Below are 21,754 nucleotides of genomic sequence, written 5' to 3'. Positions count from 1 at the left end.
TTCGTGACGGCAATCGGCTTCTTCATCACGCCGACGCTCCTGGGCGGACGTCACGAGACGATGATTACGCAGCTGATCATCGATCAGGTGTTGCAGGCGTTGAACTGGGGCTTTGCGGGTGCGATCTCGGTGTTGCTGCTGGCGGTGGTGCTGGTGGTGTTCGTCGTGTATGACCGGATGGTGGGTCTCTCGACGATGACCGGTGGAAGCAGTGCGGCTCGTGGCCCGCAGAAGAGCGATGGCCTGGGCCGCAAGTTCGGCGACGCGCTGCTCACGCTGCTGGCCAATGCAACGGACGCTTTGCTTGCCTTGCTCCCGAAGCGCAAGAAACGCGCAGGCGACGGCAACGGCATGACGCTGCGAACCGTCGTCACGCTGATCCTGGTGTTCCTGAGCGCGCCTGCGTTCCTGATGATCCCGCTGTCGTTCGATTCCGCCTCGGGCCTCGCCTGGCCGCCGCACGGCGTGTCGTTGCAGTGGTACCAGCAGGTGATGGATTCGCCGCTGTGGATCCAGGCCGCGACCCGTTCGCTGGTAGTAGGCGTGGGCACGGGTGTGCTGTCGATGGCGATCGGCACGCCCGCGGCCTTCCTGTTGGTGCGGGGCGGCTTGCGTTGGAATGCAACGATGCTGGCGTTCGTGCTGGCGCCGATCGTAGTGCCGCGCATGATCCTGGCGGTGGGCGTGTTCTATTTCTTCGCGAAGATCGGTCTGGTGGGTTCGTCGCTGGGACTGGTGCTGGCACACACGGTGGTGGCGGTGCCGTACGTGGTGATCACGATGATGGCCGTCCTGCGCAATTACGACACGCGTCTGGACCTCGCCGCACAGAGCATGGGCGCACGCACCTTCACGACCCTCAGACGCGTAACGTTCCCGATCCTGAGCGCGGGCATGCTCTCGTCGTTCCTGTTCGCGTTCGCGACTTCGTTTGATGAATTGACCATCGCGCTGTTCTCGTCAGGCGGACTGAGCACCACGCTGCCCAAGCAGTTCTGGGACGAGACCACGATGCAGATCTCACCGGTCATTGCAGCCGTATCAACGCTGCTGTTCGTGTTCATCTCGATTCTGATTTCCATTGCCGACCGCTTGCGTCGTCGCAGCACGGCATCCTGAGCCATTCAAACTTAGAGAAAATCGTATGTCGCTGACGTCTCAATCCTTGCATGGCATCCTGCCCGCGATTCCCACGCCGGTGAATCCGGACGACACGATCAACGTCGATGCCACCCGCGCCTTGCTGCGCTATCTGCTCGAACAGGGCATCGACGGCGTGCTGCCGCTGGGCGGCACGGGCGAGTACGGCGCGCTGTCGAGCGAGCAGCGCGTGCGCATGGTCGAACTGACCGCGCGTGAAGCGGCGGGCCGCGTTCCGGTCATCGCGGGCGTGCTCGATCCGGGGTATCACGACGCAATGAAGGCCGCAAAGGACTTCGCCGCCGCCGGCGCCGACGCGCTGCTGGTGCTGACGCCGTACTACACGAACCCGACGCAAGCCGGCATTCGCGATTACTTCCTGCGTTACGCCGACGAGTCCCCGGTGCCCATCCTGCTGTACGAAATCCCGTACCGCACGCGCATCGCGATTGCGCCCGAGGTCATTCATGAGCTGTCGAAGCATGAGCGCATCATCGGCATGAAGGCGTGCAACACCGACATGTATCACTTCCTGCGCGTGGTCGCGGGCGTCGATGATTCCTTCGCGGTGTTGAGCGGTGAAGACACGCTGTTCCCGCTGCATGTGGCGGCGGGCGCGCGTGGCGGTATCGTCGTGACGGCATCGCTGTTGCCGACTGCATGGCGCCGTATCTTCGAACTCGCCAGCGCGGGCAAGACGCAGGAAGCGCTGGCGATGCATCGCTCGCTGATCCCGCTGATGAACCTCGCGTTCGCCGAAACGAATCCGGGCCCGATGAAGTCGGTCATGGACCTGATCGGCGTGAATGCGCCGGACATGCTTGCACCGCTGGTTCGTGCCGACGACACGCTGTCGGGCAATCTGCGCGCCGAGCTGAAGAAGCAACTGGCGATCTTCGAAGGACGCTGATCAGCGCCGCGACATCGGCAGCCGCGACTTCGAGATGGAAGTCGCGGCGACCTGCACATGCTTGACCAATTCCGCTTCGACCCGTTCGATGGTCCAGCGCGTAGTGGGCACCGAGATGTTGACGGCGGCGACGGCGGTGCCGTCGTGATCGGTGATCGGTGCCGCAACGGCGATGTCGCCCAGCACGGTTTCATTCTCGATGACGCTATAACCACGGCGCGATGCCTGATGCACGCGTTCGAGCAGTTTCTTCTGATCGGTTTCGGTATAGGGCGTCATGCGTTCGAGCGGCGTGCGCGCGACGATTGCCTTCAATTGTTTCTCGGGCAGCCGCGAAAGAATGGCGATGCCGGACGCCGTATAGAGCGCGGGAAGTCGCGCGCCCAGTGCGATGTCCACGTTGAACAGATGACGGCCCGGAAAGCGCGCGACGAACACGATTTCATTGCCGTCGATCTCGTGCAGGTTCGTGGTTTCGCCGAGATGGCGGCTGATATCGAGCAGGTACGGCGAGGCTTTATCGATCAGCTCGTTGGCGCGAATGTAGTTATACGAGAACTGCAGGACCTTGGTCGTGAGGCGGTAGTCGCGCGTTTCCGGCACACGTGCCAGATAGCCGAGCGCTTCGAGCGTATGAACGATGCGTTGCGCGGCGCTGCGGTCCAGCGACGAAGCCTTGGCGAGATCTGCAAGCGTCATCTGCCGGTTGGGACCGTCGAAGGCATGCAGCACACGGAAGGTCTTTTCAGCGGAGCCGACGAACAGCGAAGAGCGCTCGCCGGATGCTTCGCGCGTGCTGCGCGCGGACGTGGATGATGCCTTGGGCATGGGGCCAATGATTGTATTCCGATGGCTTCGATTGTAGTTCAATCAAAGATGCTTAACTCAGGAAAACGATATGAAAATCGCCTTCATCGGCGCGGGTAATCTTGCTTCGGCTCTGATGGGTGGGCTCATTCGACGAGGCGCGGCGCCGCGTGATCTGTTGGCTGTCGATCCCGACGAAAGCAAGCGGCAAGCGGCCGCGCTCGAACTGGGTGTCGATACGGCGGAGCGCCTTGCATCGGCGGACGGTTTCGATGCAGTCGTGCTCGCGGTGAAGCCGCAGATTCTGGAGAAGGTCTGCGCGACGCTGGCACCGTTGCTGACGCGACAACTCGTCATCAGCGTCGCGGCGGGCGTGCGCATCGCTGATATCTCGCGCTGGCTCGGCGGCTACGCAGCCATCGTCCGGTCGATGCCCAACACGCCCGCGTTGATCGGCATGGGCATGACGGGACTGCACGCAGCCCCGGACGTGACACCCGACATGCACGATCAGGCGAATGCCGTCATGAGTTCGGTCGGCGCGACGCTGTGGGTCGAACAAGAAGCGCAACTCGATGCGGTCACGGCGGTGTCGGGAAGCGGCCCGGCCTATGTGTTCTATTTCATCGAATCATTGATTGCCGCGGGCGAAAGCGCGGGGCTCGACGCGGAGCAGGCGCGCACGCTGGCACTGGAGACGTTCTTCGGTGCGTCGGCGCTGGCGCGGCAGTCGGATGAAACGGCGGCGGTGTTGCGTGAGCGCGTGACGTCGAAGGGCGGCACGACGGCTGCCGCGTTGGCCTCGTTCGAGCAGTCAGGCATCAAGGAAGAAATCGGGCGCGGCGTGCGTGCGGCACAGGCGCGCTCGGATGAACTGGCCCGGGAACTGGGCGCGCAGTAAAGGCAATTTCACTCTCATCTCAAGCTTATGAAAGTTATCGTAACCGTCAAACGTGTGGTGGATTACAACGTGAAGGTCCGCGTGAAATCGGACAACACGGGCGTGGAACTCGCCAACGTGAAGATGTCGATGAATCCGTTCGATGAAATCGCTGTTGAGGAAGCGGTGCGTCTGAAGGAAGCGGGCGTCGCGACTGAAGTGATCGCCGTGTCGTGCGGCGTGGCGCAGTGTCAGGAAACCTTGCGGACGGCGCTCGCCATTGGTGCGGATCGCGCGGTGCTGGTGGAAACGGCAGAAGAGCTTCAGCCGCTCGCCGTTGCAAAGATCCTGAAGGCGCTGGTCGATCAGGAAAAGCCCGAGCTGATCATTCTCGGCAAGCAGGCCATCGACGACGATTCGAATCAGACCGGTCAGATGCTCGCTGCATTAGCAGGTCTGCCGCAGGCGACGTTCGCGTCGAAAGTTGTCATCGCGGACGGCGAAGCCAAGGTGTCGCGCGAAGTGGACGGCGGCGCGGAAACGCTGTCCCTGAAGCTGCCGGCAATCATCACGACGGACCTGCGCCTGAACGAGCCGCGTTACGTCACGCTGCCGAACATCATGAAGGCGAAGAAGAAGCCGTTGAGCACGATGACGCCAGCCGAACTCGGCGTCGATGTCGCGCCGCGTTTGAAGACGTTGAAGGTTGTCGAGCCGCCGAAGCGCAGCGCCGGTATCACGGTGCCGGACGTGAAGACGCTGGTCGAGAAGCTGAAGAACGAAGCGAAGGTGATTTGAACATGACGATTCTGGTAATTGCGGAACACGACAACGCGTCGATCAAGGCAGCGACGCTGAATACGGTTGCGGCTGCAACTAAAATCGGCGGCGACGTGCATGTGTTGATCGCAGGCTCTAACGCGCAAGGCGCAGCGGATGCTGCGGCGAAGATTGCAGGCGTGGCCAAAGTGCTGCTTGCCGATGCGCCTCAACTCGCCGACGGCCTCGCGGAAAATGTCGAAGGCACGGTGCTGAACGTCGCGAAGGACTATTCGCACATTCTTTCGCCGGCTACCGCTTACGGCAAGAACATCGCGCCGCGTATCGCCGCGCATCTGGATGTCGCGCAGATCAGCGACATCACCGCCGTCGACAGCGCCGATACCTTCGAGCGTCCGATCTACGCGGGCAATGCCATTGCGACGGTTCAATCGAGCGATCCGATCAAGGTCATCACGGTGCGTGCAACGGGCTTCGATCCGGTCGCAGCGGAAGGCGGCAGCGCGACGGTCGAGAAAATCGAAGCCGCCGCCGATGCAGGCATTTCGCAGTTCGTCAGCCGCGAAGTGACGAAGCTGGACCGTCCGGAGCTGACGAGCGCGCACATCATCGTGTCGGGTGGCCGTGGCTTGGGCAGCGGCGAGAACTACACGAAGACGCTGGAACCGCTGGCGGACAAGCTGGGCGCGGCGCTGGGTGCATCGCGCGCAGCGGTCGATGCCGGTTACGTGCCAAACGACTTCCAGGTGGGCCAGACGGGCAAGATCGTCGCGCCGCAACTGTACGTGGCAGTCGGCATTTCAGGTGCGATCCAGCACTTGGCGGGCATGAAGGACAGCAAGGTGATCGTCGCGATCAACAAGGACGCGGAAGCGCCGATCTTCAGCGTGGCCGATTACGGTCTCGTCGGCGATCTGTTCACGGTCGTGCCGGATCTGGTCGCAGCACTCGACCACTGAATCCTGAAGCAATGGTCCCGACTTGATGCCCCTGCGGCATGAAGTCTTGATTATTTCTCACGCTACACGCGTTTCTTTCCTCGCCAGAATACTTTCAACACGACGCCGCCGGAGCCCGCCCAAGGCCCGCCGGCGTCGGATGCGCGCGCTCGTTCGCGCGCAACCACCCCCACTTACATACCAATCAGATGGTATCTGCACGACGCCAACACGGAGACCGGCCATGACGACGACCGTCGCGAAAAGGCGCACACAGGCCGACCGCACCGCACTCGCGCGGGCTGCGCTGGTGCGCTCGGCGATCGCGATCCTGAGCGACCTCGGCTTCGCCCGCGCGACGACTTCGGCCATTGCCGAGCATGCGGGCGTGACCACTGGCGCGCTGCATCACCACTTTCCGACCAAGGAGAGCCTGCTGTTCGCGGTGCTCGACGAACTCACCGAAGAAGCGCTCGCGCTGTTTCGCCAGTTGCGCGATCCGGCAAGTCGTGGCGATGGCGCGGCGCGCGGCATCGTCACGTCGCTCTGGGCGCTGTACGGCAGCCGTCGCTATTGGGCGGTATGGGAAATCAACATCGGATTGCGGCCGGATCAGGCGTTACATGAGGCGCTCATCGAGCACCGCACGCGTACGCGCGAACGCATGTACCGCGTCGTCGAGGCGAATCCGTCGCTCAGGGCCGACACGAAGCGCGCGCTGACCGAACTGCTGCCGTTCCTGCTCTCGTCGATGCGCGGCATCTTCCTCGACACCTTCTTTGCCGGCCATGAAGCCGAATGGCTGCATCGCCAGCTCGAGCGGCTGATTCATGCGCTCGATCAGGAAATGAAGGCGCTGTCCGCCTAGCCGTACCGCACCATCCCGCGCAACGCCCTTATTTGAATCGCATCACCCCGATCAGGCACCTGGGAGCTCGCATGAATCACCCTAGTCGCGCTACGGCGCATCCGGCGGCAGGCGCCGCGAGAACCGGTTCGAAGAACCTCGTGCTCGAAGGCGTCAGCAAGCGCTACGGCGGCGTTCAGGCACTGGACACGCTGACGCTTGCTGTGGAACCGGGCGAGCTGGTTTCGCTGCTCGGGCCGTCGGGGTGCGGCAAGACGACCACGCTGCGGCTGATCGCTGGCTTCGAGTTTCCCGATACGGGCAGCGTGCGCATCGACGGCGCCGATGTCTCCGCGCTGCCGCCGAACAAGCGCGGTCTCGGCATGGTGTTCCAGAACTACAGCCTGTTTCCTCATATGACCGTGGGCGAGAACATCGGCTTCGGGCTGCGCATGGCGGGCGCGAAGAAGGCGCATATCGCGGCACAGGTGACGCGCATGCTCGATCTGATTCGCCTGCCGCAGTATGGCGATCGCCGCATCGGGCAATTGTCGGGCGGCCAGCAACAACGCGTCGCGCTGGCGCGCGCCATCGTCAATGATCCTTCGGTGCTGCTGCTCGACGAACCGCTCGGCGCGCTCGACAAGAACCTCCGCGAAGGCATGCAGTTCGAGATCCGCCGCATGCAGCAGGAACTCGGCATCACGAGCGTGATGGTCACGCACGATCAGGAAGAAGCGATGACGATGAGTGACCGCGTCGTCGTCATGAGTCACGGACGCATCCTGCAAAGCGGCGCGCCGCGTGAAGTCTACGATCGTCCGCGCAACCGTTTCGTGGCGGAATTCCTGGGCACGGCGAACGTGTTCGCGTGCCGCGTCAGCGCGCGCAGCGTGCAGTCGATGACCGTCGTCACGTTGCCCGAATCCGGTAACGCTCCGGTCGAGATGACGCTGAACCTGCCGCGCGCGTTGCAAGGCGACTTGCCCGGCACGCTGGAAGTGGCGCTGCGGCCGGAGAAGATCGCCATCGATGCGCCGAAGGAAGGTCACATCCGCTTGCGCGGACAGATCGTGCAGCACGTATTCCGCGGCTCGCAACACTCTTATGAGATCGACGTGCCGGGCCTCGGCCCGCGCATCTACGCCTACGAACAGGCTTTCTCCACCGATCACGCGGGTCATGCGCGCGGCCAGGCGGTAACGGTGTCCTTCGCCCCGCACGATGTGGTCGTGCTCGAACCGGACGGCGCACCCGCCGCCGCGGCGGATGCGAGCATCGCGCCGGTCACGCAGGCCGGGCCGCTGGCGAGCGAAGGAGCCCGCTGATGTCCACGCCCGCCGCCACTGCATCCGCCGTCGCACCGCAAGGACAGCGGCGCGCACGCGAGGCCGCGCTGCGCATCGCGCTGCTGTGCGCGCCCGCGCTCGTGCTGCTGATCGTGTTCTTCGCGTTTCCGTTGATCGGCAACGCAATGCGCAGTCTCGGACTCGACGCGCAGGCATCGCCATCGCAGGGCAGTCCGTGGGCGAACTACGAGAAGCTGTTCGTCGATCCGTACTACCGTGGCGTGATCGTCGAGACCATCAAGGTCAGCTTCATCGCGACGCTGCTGTGTCTCGCGCTCGGCTATCCGATCGCGCACTTCATGGTGCGCCGCGCGGGACGCCTCGCCATGCCGATGCTCTTCCTGCTGATCGCGCCGCTGCTCACGTCGATCATCATGCGTACGTTCGGCTGGCGCGTGCTGTTCGCGCGGCACGGTCCGTTCAATGACCTGCTGATGTGGCTGCATCTGATCGAACGGCCGCTGCGCGTGCTGGGCGGACCGCTTGGCGTGTATATCGGCATCGTGCATGTGATGGTGCCGTTCATGGTGCTCTCCATCGTGCCGGTGCTGCGCGGCGTGGACCGTCGGCTCGAAGAGTCGGCGCGCATTCTCGGTGCGGGCGCGGCGCGTACGTTCCTGCTCGTCACCTTGCCGCTCGCGATGGAAGGCATTCTCACGGGCTGCGTGCTCGTCTTCATGCTCACGAGCGGCAGCTTCGTCACGCAGTTGCTGCTTGGCGACGGCAGCGTGGTCACGCTCCCGCTGTTGATCTTCCAGCAGTTCTCGCTCACTCAGGATCTCGGCTTCGCCAGCGCGATGGGCAACCTGCTGCTCGTTATCGTGCTTGCGTGCCTGTATGTTCAGTTGCGCGTCGCCGGACGCAAGGGAGACGCACGATGATGCGCGCCGGAACCCTCGACAGAATGGCCGCGCGTGCCGGCGCCGGCTCGCTCGCGGTCTTCACCGCGCTGTTCTTCATCGCGCTGATCGCGCCTATCGTGGTGGTGGTGCTGGTGTCGTTCTCGCCGGACGAATCGCTCGCCGTGCCGGTCGCCGGCCTGTCGCTGCGCTGGTATCACCGCTTGTGGGAATACCGCCCGTTCGTCGATTCGCTCTTGACGAGCCTCTATCTGGCGCTCAGCTCGTCGTTCATTGCGATCCTGATCGCCGTGCCCGCCGCGATCGGCGTCGGGCGCAGCAGCGGCCGCGTGGCGACGGCGCTCACCACCTTCCTGCTCGCGCCCATCGCCATTCCCGCGCTGGTGATCGGGCTGTCGCTGCTGTACTTCCTGTCGAACATCGGCATTGGCGTGTCGTTCCTGGCGCTGCTGATTGCGCATACGGTCGTGTCCGTGCCCTACGTGATGCGCACCACGCTCGCCACCTACAAGAACACGCATGCGTCCTATCTGGAAGCGGCTTCGGTGCTCGGCGCGGACCGCTGGCAGACCTTCCGGCACGTGACCTTGCCGCTGATCGCGCCGGGCATCTTCGCGGGCGCGCTGTTCTCGATTCTCGTGTCGCTCGACAACCTCGGCGTGTCGTATTTCTTCGGCACGGCGAACGTCACGACGCTGCCTGTCGTGATGCTGTCGTACCTGCAAAACCAGTTCGATCCCGCCATCGCCGCGATCAGCACGGTGCAGATGGGGATCACCATTGTTCTGCTGTTGATCGTCGAAAAAACCTACGGCCTGCGCGCGTTGACGACGCAATGAAGCCAGCGCCACACCACCTCACCTGCTACGGAGCCTGAATGAACGTCTCACATGCTGTGCGCGCCACTGGGCTGGCGATCTCGCTTTCCGCCGCCGCGCTGACCGCGCACGCCGCCGACCTGACCGTCACCGCTTATGGCGGTGCATGGGAACAGGCTTATCGCAAGTGCTTCGTGCAGCCCTTCGAGAAGCAGACCGGCAAGTCGGTCGATGTGATTCTCGGCAGCCCGATGCAGTGGATCAACCAGATCGCGGCCAACACGGCGCATCCGCCCATCGACGTGATGATCGGCCTCGTGGACAGCGGCGAGATCGCGCGCCAGAAAGGCCTGGTGGAGCCGATCGACGAGAAGAGCGTGCCGAACCTGAAGGACATCAAGCCGAACATGCTCGCGTACGGCAAGGGCTATGGCTTCCCGATCGCGTTCGGCGACTTCGGCCTGATGTACAGCAAGAAGGCCGTGCCGAATCCGCCGAAGACGTGGAAGGAATTCGTCGATGGCACCAACGCCGGCAAGTGGCACGCGGCGCTGCCGGGCATCGCCTACGTGGGCACGGCGCAAGGCTTGATCGGCTTGTTCGCGATGGTGTACGGCGGCAGTCTCGACAACGTGCAGCCGGGTCTCGACGAGATCAAGAAGATGCAGAAGAGCGGCAACGTGACCTTCTACAGCGAACCGAATTCGCCGCTGGTGGCGCTCAAGTCGGGCGATATCGACATGGCCATGTACTTCGACGGCCGCGCCTGGGCCGAGCATGACGCGAGCAATCCGGACATCGGCTATCTGAATCCGAAGCCCGGCGCGGTGGCGTTCCCGACCATGGTGCAGAAGGTCAAGAACGGTTCGCCGCTCGGCTTCCAGTTCATGAACGTGGTGGCGTCGGCGGAAGGGCAGAGCTGCTTCGCCAATCTGATTCAGTACTCGGCCTCGAACAAGAACGCCAGGTATTCGGAGAAGGTGGCGCCGCGCGTGCCGCAGGACAACGACTCGATGTGGCTGCCGTTCGACGTGATCTCGCAGAAGACGCCGCAATGGGTCGAGATGTGGAACAAGCAGATCGGTCGCTGACCGCAACAGAGGATTGAGTTCATGAGCCTGAGAATTGGAGTCGATATCGGCGGTTCCTTCACCGATTTCGCGGTGCTGGACGACGACACGCGCAGTATCCGCACGCTGAAGGTGTTCTCGCGCCCGGATAGCCCCGGCAGCGAGGTGCTGGCGGGCATGACGGGGTTGATCGAGCGCTATGGCATCGAGGCGCGCGACGTCGCGTACTTCACGCACGGCACGACGGTCGGCGTGAACGCGGTGGTGCAGCGGCGCGGCCTGCGTCTCGCCCTCATCACCACGGAGAAGTTCGAGGACGTGCTGGATATCGCGCGGCTGAAGATTCCCGACATGTATCACCTGCTGTCGCGCCGGCCGGATCCGCTGATTCCGCGTGACCGCGTGTTTGGCGTGAAGGGCCGCCTCACGGCCGACGGCGGCGAGGAAACGCCGATCGACGAAGCCAGCGTGCTCGCCGCGATCGAAGGTATTCGCCGCTCGGATTGCGAAGGCGTTGTGGTGTCGCTGCTGCATTCGTATCGCAATCCGCAGCATGAGAAGGACGTGAAGGCACTGATCGCGAAGCATTATCCAGAGCTGTTCGTGTCGTGCTCGCATGAAGTGTGGCCGATCATCCGCGAGTACGAGCGCACGTCCACCGCAATCATCAGCGGCTATGTGCAGCCGAAGGTGGCGGACTATCTGACGCGCTTGCAAGCCGCGCTTGCTGAAGCCGGCGTGCCCGCCGAACTGAAGGTGACCAAGTCGAACGGCGGCGTAATGAGCGCCGAGAACGGCAAGAGCAACTGTGCGCAGATGATCCTGTCGGGCACGGCGTCCGGCGTGATCGGCGCGGCGTATATCGCGAACCAGTGCGGCATTCGCAACTGCATGAGCCTCGATATCGGCGGCACGACGGCGGACGTCGCGCTGATCGTCGATGGCAAGCCGCAGTACGCGACCGGCGAATACATCGGCGAATTCCAGATTCATATTCCGTCGGTGTCGGTGTCGTCGATTGGTGACGGCGGCGGGTCCATCGCCTGGGTGGACGACTTCGGCGTGTTGAAGGTGGGTCCGCACAGCGCGGGTTCGAATCCGGGTCCGGTCTGCTACGGACGCGGCGGCGAACAGCCCACCATCACCGATGCCTTCGCCGTGATGGGCGTGCTCGGGCAGTCGGACCTCGGCTACAACTCGGTGTCGCTGGACCGCGAGGCCGCGCGCCGCGCAATCGGTACGCTCGCCGGGCGTCTTGGCAAGAGCATTGAGCAGACGGCGGAAGCCATCATCCGCGTGTCCACGTCGAGCATGTATGCGGGCACGAGCCGGCTCGTGTCGCGCTTCGGCATCGACCCGCGCACCTTCACGCTGCTGCCGTTCGGCGGCGCCGGTCCGATGCTCGCGTGCTATCTGGCGCGCGCGCTGAACATGCCGGATGTCACGGTGCCGGTCACGCCGGGCGTGCTGAGCGCGTTGGGCGGGCTGATCGCGGATATCAAGAACGACTTCGTCAAGACGACCTACTACGAGCTGAACGAGACGACGCTCGCGCTCCTCGCGGACGATGCCCGCGAACTGGAGAAGCAGGCGCGCGACTGGATGACAGCGCAGATCGGCCATGCCGCAGGCGTGTCGATTGTCATGACGGCGGACATGCGTTATCGCGGGCAATCGTTCGAGATCGAGACGGCGCTCGATGCCGCCACCATCGCTGCCGGCGATCTCGCCGCAGTGCGCGAAGCGTTCCATCACGAACATCGTCGTCTGTACGGTCACAGCGATGATCACGCGGGCATCCAGCTGGTGGCGCTGCGGCTGGTGATTTCATCGCCGACGCCGAAGCCCGAACTCGAACGCATTGCAACAAGCGATGCAGCGCCGGTGCCGGTGCGCGAGATCGACGTGTGGATGGACGACGAAGCGCGCCGCATTCCGCTGTATCGCCGTGCCGACCTGCGTGCAGGCCAGGCGTTCGAAGGCCCGGCGGTGGTCTCGCAGGACGATGCCACAACGTGCGTGCTGCCGGGCTTCTCGGTCACGGTGGATCCGTTCGGCAATCTGGTTCTGACGAATCGCGCAACTCAACATTGAAGACCGATCATGAAATTCGATAAATCGGAATTGCAGATCTTCGCGAACTACTGCGTCGCGGCCGCCGAGAGCATGGCCTACACGCTGGTGCGCACCGCGCACTCGACCTTCGTGAAGGAAACCGAGGACTTCTCGTGCGCGCTGGCGAGCGTCGATGGCCTGACCTTCGCCTCGCCGCGCACCTTCGGCGCGACGTGGTATGTCGGTCTGGATTACGGTCCGGTGATCCGTTCGTTCACGGACTACAAGCCGGGCGACGTGTGCATGACCAACGATCCGTACAGCGGTTATGTCGCGACGCACACGCCGGACGTGGTGATGTGGAAGCCGGTGTTCTACAAGGGCGAGATCATCTGCTTCGTGTCGGGGCACATTCATAACACCGACATGGGCGGCGCGGTGCCGGCATCGCTGTCGCGCACGCTGACGGAGATTCATCAGGAAGGCATCCGTTTTCCGCCGACGCGCGTGGTGGACGGCGGCGTGGTCAACGAGACGCTGTTGTCGTGGATGATGGCCAACGTGCGCGCGCCGGATCAGAACATCGGCGACTTGAAGGCGCAGATCGCGTGTCTGACGACGGGCGAGCGACGCGTGCTCGAGATCGTCGAGCGCTTTGGCGTCGAGGCATTCAAGGCGGGCATCGGCCAGTTGCTCGATTACTCGGAGAGCCAGGCACGCGCGGTGGCCCGCACGATTCCGGATGGCAAGTACTTCTTCGCCGATTACGTCGATGAAGACGCGGTAGGCGGCAAGCCGATGCGCATTGCGCTGACGCTGACCGTCGATGACGGCCTGCTCGGCTTCGATTTTTCCGGCAGCGATCCGCAACTGACGTCGTCGATGAACGTGCCGACCGGGAATCATCCGCGTCACGCGCTGTTGCTGGTTGCGCTCAATTACGTGCTGTATTCGCTGAATCCCGACATCCTGCTCAACGCGGGCATGTTGCGCATCGCGACCTGTGAAATGCCGCTCGGCAGCGTGCTGAATCCCGTGCCGCCCGCGGCGGTGGGCATGCGTACGCTGACATGCGTGGTCGTGCAGGCGGCGGTGTTCGGCGCGTTCGCGCAGGCGCTGCCGGAGCGCATGCCGGCCTGTCCGGCATCGAGCGTGTGTCTGCTCAACGTCAAGACCACCGACACGGCGGGCCGCACCATCATGGCTTCGCTGGGTCCGGTGATGGGCGGCGCGGGCGGCGCATCGGCGGGCGACGGTTCGGATGCGTCAGGCGCGAACATGGCGTTTCTGCGCAACACGCCGGTGGAGATCAACGAAGCCGAAGTGCCGATCCGTATTCTCGAATACGGCCTCGTGGGCGACAGCGGCGGGGCGGGGCAGTATCGCGGCGGCCTGGCCATCGCGATGGAGTTCAAGGTCTTCGCACCGAACACGCTGATCACGGCGCGCAATCGCGACCGCACGCTGTTTGGCTCGTGGGGCATCAAGGGCGGCATGGCGGGGCGCACGTCGGTGTTCAAGCGCAATCCGGGCACGGCGCGCGAGGAAGTGCTCGGCAATACCGATCTGGTGGCCTGCGAGCCGGGCGATGTGATCCGGCTCGAAGGCAACGGCGGCGGTGGTTATGGCGCGCCGACGCTGCGTGCGGCCGAAGCGGTGGAGCGCGATGTTCGGCGCGGTCATGTGTCGGTACGGCAGGCGCGTGAGTTGTATGGCGTGGTGATTGTCGATGGCGCGCTGGATGGGCAGGCGACGGCTGCGCTGCGTGCTGAAATGGGCACGGATCGGAAGCTCGACGATGGTTTCTTCGACTATGGTCCGAACCGTCGCGCGCATGAAGCCGTGTGGACGCGCGAGCGCTATGCGGTGCTGTGCGAGTATCTGGAGTCGGTGTCGATCGGCTGGCGTTTCTTTTTGAAGCATCAGATGTTCGAGCGCCTGGCGGCGCGGGGGGAAGTCGCGGCGGGCGTGGAGATCGTGCATGCGGTGTTCGCGGAACTCGTGGCGGAGTTTCCGGCGCTGCGGGCGGGAGAGAAGCGGGCGGCTTGAGCGGCCAACGAAAGAGTCAGAACATCAACCGATCCTCGGGGTAGTCACCCCGCCGAAGCCCGAGAGGCGGCCTGAATCGAGAGTTCAGGCCGCCTTGATTCGTTTACGCGCACCGGGGAAAGGTCCGGCTTGGAAGCATTGGAAAAGTGCTGGTCATCGGGCCGACTTGCGATGCGTCAGCAAGCACTCGGCAATGAAATCGTGCGGCGTCCCGGCAGGCGTGTGGCCCTATGAACCAGTTAGAATGCGTTCATTCGGGGGCTTCGACGCTACAAGCGAATCTTGAATAGAGATCTCGTCGCCCCGCAATCCCTCTGCATCTCAAATAACGAACCGTACATTGCTCATGCTGGTAAGCCAACGGGAAGATCACAAGCATAATTTTGGACGCACGCGAGAGTTGGCTGACCTTCTTGAACCGCTCGTAGATACAGCAAAACCGCAGCCCTCGTTCGGCCCTTCGCTGCTGAGATTTTATGCGGCAGAGTCAGGACTTAAGTATCTTTTGAGCAAGAACCTGATGATCCCGTTTGAATACGAGATAAGGGATCAGACCATGCCCGCGGATACTTCGGATCCGTCGTTCCCCAGGAAGGTCGAAGGCTATAGTCACAAGCTGGATCAGATGCTGAAGCGGCTCAAGGTGTCTGCAGCCAGGGTGCCGATTCCGACCGGCCCGTTTAAGACTGTCGGAGGTTATAACGGCGGTCAAAGCTTTCGGATCCATGAGGCGCATGAGGCATGGCGCTATGGGCTGGAGGTGGATCCTGACGATCAGGCTGCTTTGGGAAAGTTTATCGCTGACATTCTGTCCTACCTTGAGGACGAAATTTTATGAACGCCTCCGCCGTTTCAACATTGCCTCTCGTCTCTTGGGTCGATGTCGCCCGGCGACTTTCTGTCGTGCCCGTGCGGGGGGCGAGCCATGGGTCCGAGCTTGCGCCTCCGAAGGGACTCATAGCCTCTGAGGTGTTCTGGACAGGCCTGACTCTGACTGTCGAGGCGGAGGCTGACATCGCGGAAGTCAGGCATTGGCTGGCACTCAACTTCCGAAGCTGGTATGTGGTTGACGGAACCAGTGAGAGCATTCGCCTGCAAGGGCCGCTTTCAAGGGACCGTTTGCCCGTCCGGTACGAGGTCACTCACGCCTCCGGGCGACTGTTCCCGTTCAGACCGTACGCATCGCTGGATGGGACTCGCGCCTACTCGATCTCATTCACGGAGCGCAGTGAAGCAAGTCCCGCCGTCGTTGCCTTCCATAGCGTCAAGGGCGGAGTGGGGCGCACTACTTCCGCGATGGCGTTCACCGAACATCTCGCGAGTCTCCAGGGAAGCAAGCCGATTCTTTTCATCGACGCCGACTTCGAAGCGCCAGGCGTCAGCTATCTGTATCGGACGCGCAAGCCCGAAGCTAATCTATCACTGGAAGATTTGCTTGCGCTTGCGCACGCGGACATCTCGAAAGATCTAAGTGAAACGATTGAATATGCCGCGCGCGAAATGCTCGATCAGAAGATCGGCAATGTCTATGTGCTCCCGGTCAAGAGGCTTCTGGACGATCTGACGGGGTTTGCGATTCGCCCGGAACACCTCGTTACCGCGCGCAAGAATCAGCCCTATCTCATGGTAGATCTGGTTCGCGCATTGACCCGGGCTTTGGGTTGCGAACTGGCCGTTGTCGATCTGAGAGCAGGGCTCGTGGACGTCGCGCTTCACTTCTTGACGGATCCGACGGTCGAACGCATTTTCGTGACCACGGCGAGCGGTCAGGCGATCAATGCATTGCAAGCCATGCTGCGGACAATCGGGCTGATCGAAAGGCAGACGGGACAACGTGGCAGACAGCCGTTTGTGTTGATCAATCAGGTTCCGCGCCTGCTGTATGAGAATCGCGAATTCAGGGGCGAGCTGCAGAAAAGGCTCGAAGACAAAGCAGAGCAAGAGTTTCTTCCGATTCTCAGTACGGAGGAGACAACCGGCGGCACCAATGTGACTCCGTCGCATGAAAGTGCGTTGGCTTTTGGATTCGCTCCGCACATGTCCGAGCTCGTCGCGTCCACGGATGACTGGGAATCCTTCGCTGCCGATCTTCGTACGACGGGTTTCACGGCGGGACTTGTCGCGGAGATGGATGGCTGGCTCACCAGCCGTTCCGCCATCATGGCGTCGCAAGGAACAGAGACATCGTTCCTTGTGCCAGCCGACCGGCACGATGAAGCTTGCAAGAAACTGGCGCAATTTGCTGGAACGATGGAATTCGCCGAAACCGCTGTAGTGCTCGAGCGGCCGATGTTGACACCGCCGCTGCAACGCCTGTTCGCTGATTTTATTCGTCACGTTCCCATCGCTGTGGTCGAGGGAACCAAGGGCACAGGCAAGACACTGACGTTCCGTTATTTGCTCCAGCACAGAAGCTGGGCGAGCGCGGCATCGTCCATGGACCTGACGGATTCCTCGACATTCAACGGTGTCTTCCTGCCGGTCCTCGGATCCGTTGGTAGTTCGGACACGATGTTGGAACTGGTGAACAAGACACGGGCGGGTTTTGCGCAAGCTGTGGGCGGCAATGCACCTGAGCGTGTTTCCGAAACAATCAAGGCGATTCACGACGGCATTGCGTCGGCCTACAAGGTCAACGAGTGGACAGAGTTGTGGCTTAGTCTCATTGGTCGAGCGGCGGGTTTTGCGACTTGGGACCAGTTCGTCTCCTCGGTGGCGAAGTTGAACGTCCAGCCGATCGCCTTGTTCGAAGGCCTCGAAGAAATATTGACCAATCCCTTTACCGACGTCGTGCATGCCGATGCACTACGCTCCTTGTTGCGCGAGGTGCCGCTGCGGTTGCGTGAGGAGGCTGGCCGTCCGGTAGGCACGTTGATCTTCGCCCGCAGTGACATGGTGGAAGCCGTGATCGAGCAGAACCTGCAGCAGTTCCGTTCGTCGTACCGGAACTATGCGCTCACGTGGCTTGATCTCGACATTCAGGAGCTGGTGGTCTGGCTCGCAGCAAAGAGCGAGGCCATTCCAAATCTATGGGTGCCGGAGTGGCGCTCAAAGTCTGAAGCCGACCGCGACGCAGGCCTGAAAGCAATCTGGGGTCTCAAGCTGGGAGCTGATTCGTCGAAAGAGGCACGTTCGACCGAATGGGTGATCGCCGTCCTTACCGACCTCACGGGACGGTTGACTGCGCGAGATCTCGTGCGTTTCATCAAACAAGCGGCGTTCGACTCGGTCGGCAGCAAGCCGGAAGACCGCTTGTTGACTCCCAACGCAATGCGCAAGGCCGTGGAATATACGAGTCGTGCAAAGGTGGGCGAGTATCCGAATGAGGTTCAGGAACTGAAGCCCATCTTCGACAAGCTGCGCACACTACAGGAGATGACAACTCCGTTCGATCGTGCCGAGGCTGCTGCGCTGGGCATCGAGTCTCGTGAGCTTGACCTGTTGGAAAAGTACGGCGTGGCATATGCCGATGAGGGCAGCTTCGAGGTGCCTGAGCTGTTCCGGATAGGCTTGGGTATGAAACGCAAAGGCGCTCGGCCTAACATCATCAGCCTGACACGCAAGGCACGCGAGCGAGCCAAGGCATGAAGCGCTCGTAAAGCATCAGCAAAGCCACGAAAGAACGGCTCCGTCAGGAGCCGTTTTTTTCGAACTGGAGCTTCGCGCTTACGGCAACCACCCCTTCGGCAACCCCGCCAGCGCCTCCTTCATCCGCGCGACCGTCGCCGCTGCCGGCTCCACGAGCGGCAGCCGCACCGGCCCCAACCCATCGCCGAGCAACTCAAACGCCTTTTTCGCCGGTCCGGGATTGGTCTCACTGAAGATCGCATCGAGCATCGGCGCGAGCATCGCATGTTCGCGTAATGCAGTCGCGGCATCACCATTCGCTGCACTCGCATGAATACGCGCCCAGGCCTTCGGCAACAAACTCGCCGATGTCAGAATGCCGCCCACCGCGCCCAGCAGCACGTGATGCACATACAGCAGGTCGTCGCCGCTGAGGATCGCCATATCCTTGCCCGCCAGCGCCACCGTGCGTGCGAACGCGCCGAGATCCGTGTTGCACGCCTTCATGCCGATGATCGTGCCGTCTTCCTTCGCCATCGCGGCGATGGTGGCGGGCGGCGTTGCGTAACGCGTGCGTGCCGGAATGTCGTACAGCAGCAGCGGCACGCCCGCCGCATCGCGATAACGCTGGAAATACGCGCGCACGCCCGCATCGCTCGGCGTGACATAAAACGGCGTAACCAGCAGCAACGCAGCCGCCCCCGCATCGACAAAGGCCTGGCCCGCATCGAGCGCTTCGGCATAGCCCGGCGACACCACGCCCGCGACCACCGGCACGCGACCCCGCGCGGCTTCCACGGTCGCGCGCACGACCAGCGTACGTTCAGCCGGCGAGAGCGCCGTATATTCGCCGGTGCCGCCCACCGGCACGAGGCCGGTCGCGCCATCGGCGATCAGCGTATCGACCAGCGCATGCAGTCGTTCCGTATCGATTGCGCCATCCGCCGTGAACGGCGTCGGGAAAGCGGGATACATGCCCTTGAGGGCGGAGACTTCGAGTGTCATCGATGAGAGTCCTGTGAAAACCTGTAGGCGACGCGCGTCAGAGCAGCTTGCCGGGATTCATCCGGCCGTCCGGATCGAGCGCGCGCTTCACGGCGCGCATCATGTCGAGCTCGACCGCGCTCTTGTAGTGCGAAAGTTCATCGCGATGCGCGCGGCCGATGCCATGCTCCGCGCTGATGCTGCCGCCAAACTCCACGGCGGCGTCGTTGACGATCTTGCCGATTGCATCGACGCGGGCGTCGCGGTCCTCGACCTTCGCCCACACCGCATGCGGGAACAGCACGATGGAGTGGATATTGCCGTCGCCCACATGGCCCACGTACAGAAAGCGCGCCCCCTCCACCAGTCCCGCTTCGTTCAGCCTGACTTCGGTCTGCGCGAGGCACGCGGGAATCTGCGAGATGGGCAGCGAGATATCGTGCGTGACGCTCGTGCCGGAGCGCACGTTGGCCTCGGACACGATATGCCGGATATGCCACAACGCCGCAGCCTGCGCTTCGCTGGCGGGCAGCGCGGCATCCAGCGCGATGCCTTCCTCGAGCGCCGCGCCGATCACGTCTTCGAGCATCGCCTGCAACGGCGCGTCGTGCGCGGGATCGGCGAGTTCGATCATCAACACCCACGGCGACTGGCCGTCGAGCGGATCGCGCGTGTCGGGCACTTCCTGATAGACCACATCGAGCTGACTGCGCGACATGAGTTCGAACGAAGTGAGCGCGTCGCCGCAGGTGGCGCGGCAACGCGACAGCAGTTCGATGGCGGCATCGGCGGAATCGAGCGCGACCCATGCCGTGGCATGCGAACGCGGCGCCGGAAACAGCTTGAGCACGGCAGCGGTCACGACGCCAAGCGTGCCTTCCGCGCCGATGAACATCTGCTTCATGTCATAGCCGGTATTGTCCTTGCGCAGACCGCGCAGGCCGTTCCAGACGCGGCCGTCCGGCAGCACCGCTTCGAGGCCGAGCACCAGCGCGCGCATGTTGCCGTAGCGCAGCACGGCGGTGCCGCCCGCGTTGGTCGAGATATTGCCGCCGATCTGGCACGAGCCTTCGCTCGCGAGCGACAGCGGAAACAGCCGGTCCACCGACGCCGCCGTTTCCTGGATCTGTTGCAGCGTGCAGCCGGCTTCGACGGTGAGCGTGTCATTGCGCGTGTCGATCGCGCGAATCGTGCTCATGCGCGCGAGGCTGATGATGATGGCGTCGCCCGCTTCGGACGGCGTCGCGCCGCCCACGAGGCCGGTGTTGCCGCCCTGCGGCACCACGCTCACGCCTTGCTCCGCGCACAGTTGCATCACCTGCGCGACCTGCGCGGTATCCGCGGGCTTGACCACGGCGCGCGCACGGCCGTGATAGCGGCCGCGCCAGTCGGTGAGCATCGGCTCGGCGTCGGCGAGGTCCACGAGGCCCTTCGGCCCCACGATGTGCAGCAGCGATTCGATCAGATTCATGATTGGACCAGCTTGGGTATGACAGTGACGTTGGGTTTGCCCGTCGCAACAGCGGTGCCGGGCCGCGCGCCCGAAATGCGCTCGGGCAGCGTGTCGATGCCCGGGCTGCCGAGCAGCGTCATGGTCGTCACGATTTCATCGAACAGCAGCGACAGCACATGGGCAACGCCGGCATCGCCGCGTGCCGCGAGGCCATACAGCGGCGCACGGCCGAGCAGCACGCCGCGCGCGCCGAGCGCCACGGCCTTGACGATGTCGGCGCCGCGCCGCACGCCTGAATCGAGGTAGACATGCAGCGCATCGCCGACCGCCTCGGCCACGGCGGGCAGCACATCGAGCGGCGCATGTGCGCCTTCGAGCTGGCGGCCGCCATGATTCGACAGCACGATGCCGTCCGCGTCATGCTGATGCGCGAGGCGCGCGTCATCGACGGTCAGGATGCCCTTGACGAGCAGCGGTCCGTTCCAGTGCTTGCGCAGCCACGCAATGTCCGACCACGCCAGCGAGAGATCCATCTGGCGCGCCAGTGCAGCGGCCTGACGTTGCAAATCGGGCGCTTCGCCGAGACTGCGCGCGAGGTTGACGAGTTGCGGCGTGCCCTGACGCGCCATCTGCAACGCCCAGTGCGGATGCCGCAGCAGGTCGAGGATCAGCTTCGGCGTGATCGGCAGCGGCAGGCGGTAGTTGTTGTGGATGTCGTGATCGCGGCGGCCGTGCACGGGTGTGTCGACCGTGACGAGCAGCGTCGTATAGCCCGCTTCCGACGCGCGCCGCATGATGCTTTCGGCAATGCGGCGATCCTTCTGCACGTACAGCTGCATCCACAGTTCGCCCGTTGGCGCGGCGGCGCGCACGTTTTCGAGCAGCGAGGTGGAAGCGCTCGACAGCGCGAACGGCACGCCGCGCGCGGCAGCGGCGCGGGCCAGCATTTCATCTGCCTTGGGCCAGAACAGGCCGTTCAGTCCGGTCGGCCCGACTACCATCGGCGCGGCGGACGCGTAGCCGAACAACTGCGCGGCCGGCGAGACGTGCGAGACATCCACCATCGCGCGCGGCGCGAAATGCACATCGGCGAACGCGGCGCGGTTGCGGGCCAGTGTATGGCCGTCTTCGGCACCGCCGTCGAGATAGTCGAAGGCGATCTTCGCCAGCCGCCGCCGCGCGGCCTCGCGGTAATCGGCGACGTTGGCGAAGCCCTGCGTTGAAGAATAGAAAAGACTCATTGCATC

18 protein-coding genes are annotated in these 21,754 nt (G+C 63.3%); 14 read left to right on the top strand and 4 right to left on the bottom strand.

All coding sequences use genetic code 11. The features are described 5' to 3' along the window. Together QCE88_RS41070 and dapA (QCE88_RS41065) are read left to right on the top strand one after the other, a co-directional pair. Positions 1 to 1,119, top strand: a 1,119-nt coding sequence (locus tag QCE88_RS41070; RefSeq protein WP_309911732.1) for an ABC transporter permease subunit, incomplete at its 5' end; no start/stop codon positions are given. A gap of 25 nt (positions 1,120 to 1,144) precedes the next feature. Beyond that, positions 1,145 to 2,050 carry a 4-hydroxy-tetrahydrodipicolinate synthase gene (dapA, locus tag QCE88_RS41065; protein ID WP_309911731.1) on the top strand — a complete coding sequence of 302 codons (906 nt, stop codon included), beginning with the start codon at positions 1,145 to 1,147 and terminating at the stop codon, positions 2,048 to 2,050. On the opposite strand, the gene QCE88_RS41060 is transcribed toward dapA (QCE88_RS41065), so the two are convergent. Then, on the bottom strand, positions 2,051 to 2,878 hold the full coding sequence (locus QCE88_RS41060; RefSeq protein ID WP_309839883.1) for an IclR family transcriptional regulator C-terminal domain-containing protein: 828 nt from the start codon (positions 2,876 to 2,878) through the stop codon (positions 2,051 to 2,053). A 70-nt stretch (positions 2,879 to 2,948) separates the two neighbouring features. Between QCE88_RS41060 and proC the strand changes: the two genes are divergently transcribed. The 12 genes from proC to QCE88_RS41000 all read left to right on the top strand — a co-directional run bounded on the left by proC (position 2,949) and on the right by QCE88_RS41000 (position 18,091). Then, on the top strand, positions 2,949 to 3,758 hold the full coding sequence (proC, locus tag QCE88_RS41055) for a pyrroline-5-carboxylate reductase (RefSeq protein ID WP_309911730.1): 810 nt from the start codon (positions 2,949 to 2,951) through the stop codon (positions 3,756 to 3,758). A 27-nt stretch (positions 3,759 to 3,785) separates the two neighbouring features. Continuing rightward, positions 3,786 to 4,535, top strand: coding sequence for an electron transfer flavoprotein subunit beta/FixA family protein (locus QCE88_RS41050; protein WP_309911729.1), 750 nt, complete (start codon positions 3,786 to 3,788; stop codon positions 4,533 to 4,535). Positions 4,536 to 4,537: 2 nt separating this feature from the next. Then, positions 4,538 to 5,476, top strand: a complete 939-nt coding sequence (locus QCE88_RS41045) for an FAD-binding protein (RefSeq protein ID WP_309911728.1) — start codon at positions 4,538 to 4,540, stop codon at positions 5,474 to 5,476. Positions 5,477 to 5,699: 223 nt separating this feature from the next. After that, positions 5,700 to 6,323, top strand: a complete 624-nt coding sequence (locus tag QCE88_RS41040; protein ID WP_309839769.1) for a helix-turn-helix domain-containing protein — start codon at positions 5,700 to 5,702, stop codon at positions 6,321 to 6,323. 71 nt (positions 6,324 to 6,394) lie between these two features. Next, the gene (locus tag QCE88_RS41035; protein ID WP_309911726.1) at positions 6,395 to 7,630 is read left to right on the top strand and encodes an ABC transporter ATP-binding protein; all 1,236 of its coding nucleotides are present in this window, start codon (positions 6,395 to 6,397) and stop codon (positions 7,628 to 7,630) included. After that, complete coding sequence (locus tag QCE88_RS41030) at positions 7,630 to 8,532, top strand: ABC transporter permease (protein WP_309911725.1); 903 nt, start codon at positions 7,630 to 7,632, stop codon at positions 8,530 to 8,532. The genes QCE88_RS41035 and QCE88_RS41030 overlap by 1 nt, the downstream gene beginning before the upstream one ends. Next, positions 8,529 to 9,350: an ABC transporter permease gene (locus QCE88_RS41025; RefSeq protein ID WP_309911724.1), complete on the top strand. Its 822-nt coding sequence runs from the start codon at positions 8,529 to 8,531 to the stop codon at positions 9,348 to 9,350. The genes QCE88_RS41030 and QCE88_RS41025 overlap by 4 nt, the downstream gene beginning before the upstream one ends. 38 nt (positions 9,351 to 9,388) lie before the next feature. Then, the gene (locus QCE88_RS41020; protein ID WP_309911723.1) at positions 9,389 to 10,420 is read left to right on the top strand and encodes an extracellular solute-binding protein; all 1,032 of its coding nucleotides are present in this window, start codon (positions 9,389 to 9,391) and stop codon (positions 10,418 to 10,420) included. Positions 10,421 to 10,441: 21 nt separating this feature from the next. Further along, entirely contained in the window at positions 10,442 to 12,493 is a 2,052-nt protein-coding gene (locus tag QCE88_RS41015) for a hydantoinase/oxoprolinase family protein (RefSeq protein ID WP_309911721.1), read from the top strand. A gap of 9 nt (positions 12,494 to 12,502) precedes the next feature. Next, a complete protein-coding gene (locus tag QCE88_RS41010) occupies positions 12,503 to 14,503 on the top strand; it encodes a hydantoinase B/oxoprolinase family protein (RefSeq protein WP_309911720.1) in 2,001 nt (666 codons plus the stop codon). Between the two features lie 340 nt (positions 14,504 to 14,843). Beyond that, a complete protein-coding gene (locus QCE88_RS41005) occupies positions 14,844 to 15,341 on the top strand; it encodes a hypothetical protein (RefSeq protein ID WP_309911719.1) in 498 nt (165 codons plus the stop codon). Next, complete coding sequence (locus tag QCE88_RS41000; RefSeq protein WP_309911718.1) at positions 15,338 to 18,091, top strand: ParA family protein; 2,754 nt, start codon at positions 15,338 to 15,340, stop codon at positions 18,089 to 18,091. The genes QCE88_RS41005 and QCE88_RS41000 overlap by 4 nt, the downstream gene beginning before the upstream one ends. Positions 18,092 to 18,169: 78 nt before the next feature. On the opposite strand, the gene dapA (QCE88_RS40995) is transcribed toward QCE88_RS41000, so the two are convergent. Genes dapA (QCE88_RS40995) through QCE88_RS40985 form a run of 3 tightly spaced genes read right to left on the bottom strand, consistent with a single transcriptional unit; the run spans position 18,170 to position 21,748 of the window. Further along, complete coding sequence (dapA, locus tag QCE88_RS40995) at positions 18,170 to 19,075, bottom strand: 4-hydroxy-tetrahydrodipicolinate synthase (RefSeq protein WP_309911717.1); 906 nt, start codon at positions 19,073 to 19,075, stop codon at positions 18,170 to 18,172. Between the two features lie 37 nt (positions 19,076 to 19,112). Then, a complete protein-coding gene (locus QCE88_RS40990) occupies positions 19,113 to 20,525 on the bottom strand; it encodes an FAD-binding oxidoreductase (protein ID WP_309911716.1) in 1,413 nt (470 codons plus the stop codon). Beyond that, entirely contained in the window at positions 20,522 to 21,748 is a 1,227-nt protein-coding gene (locus QCE88_RS40985; RefSeq protein ID WP_309911714.1) for an alpha-hydroxy acid oxidase, read from the bottom strand. The genes QCE88_RS40990 and QCE88_RS40985 overlap by 4 nt, the downstream gene beginning before the upstream one ends. Positions 21,749 to 21,754 lie beyond the last annotated feature (6 nt).

Source organism: Caballeronia sp. LZ035, from assembly GCF_031451175.1.
GTDB lineage: Bacteria > Pseudomonadota > Gammaproteobacteria > Burkholderiales > Burkholderiaceae > Caballeronia.
This window is presented reverse-complemented; position numbering and strand designations above follow the sequence as displayed.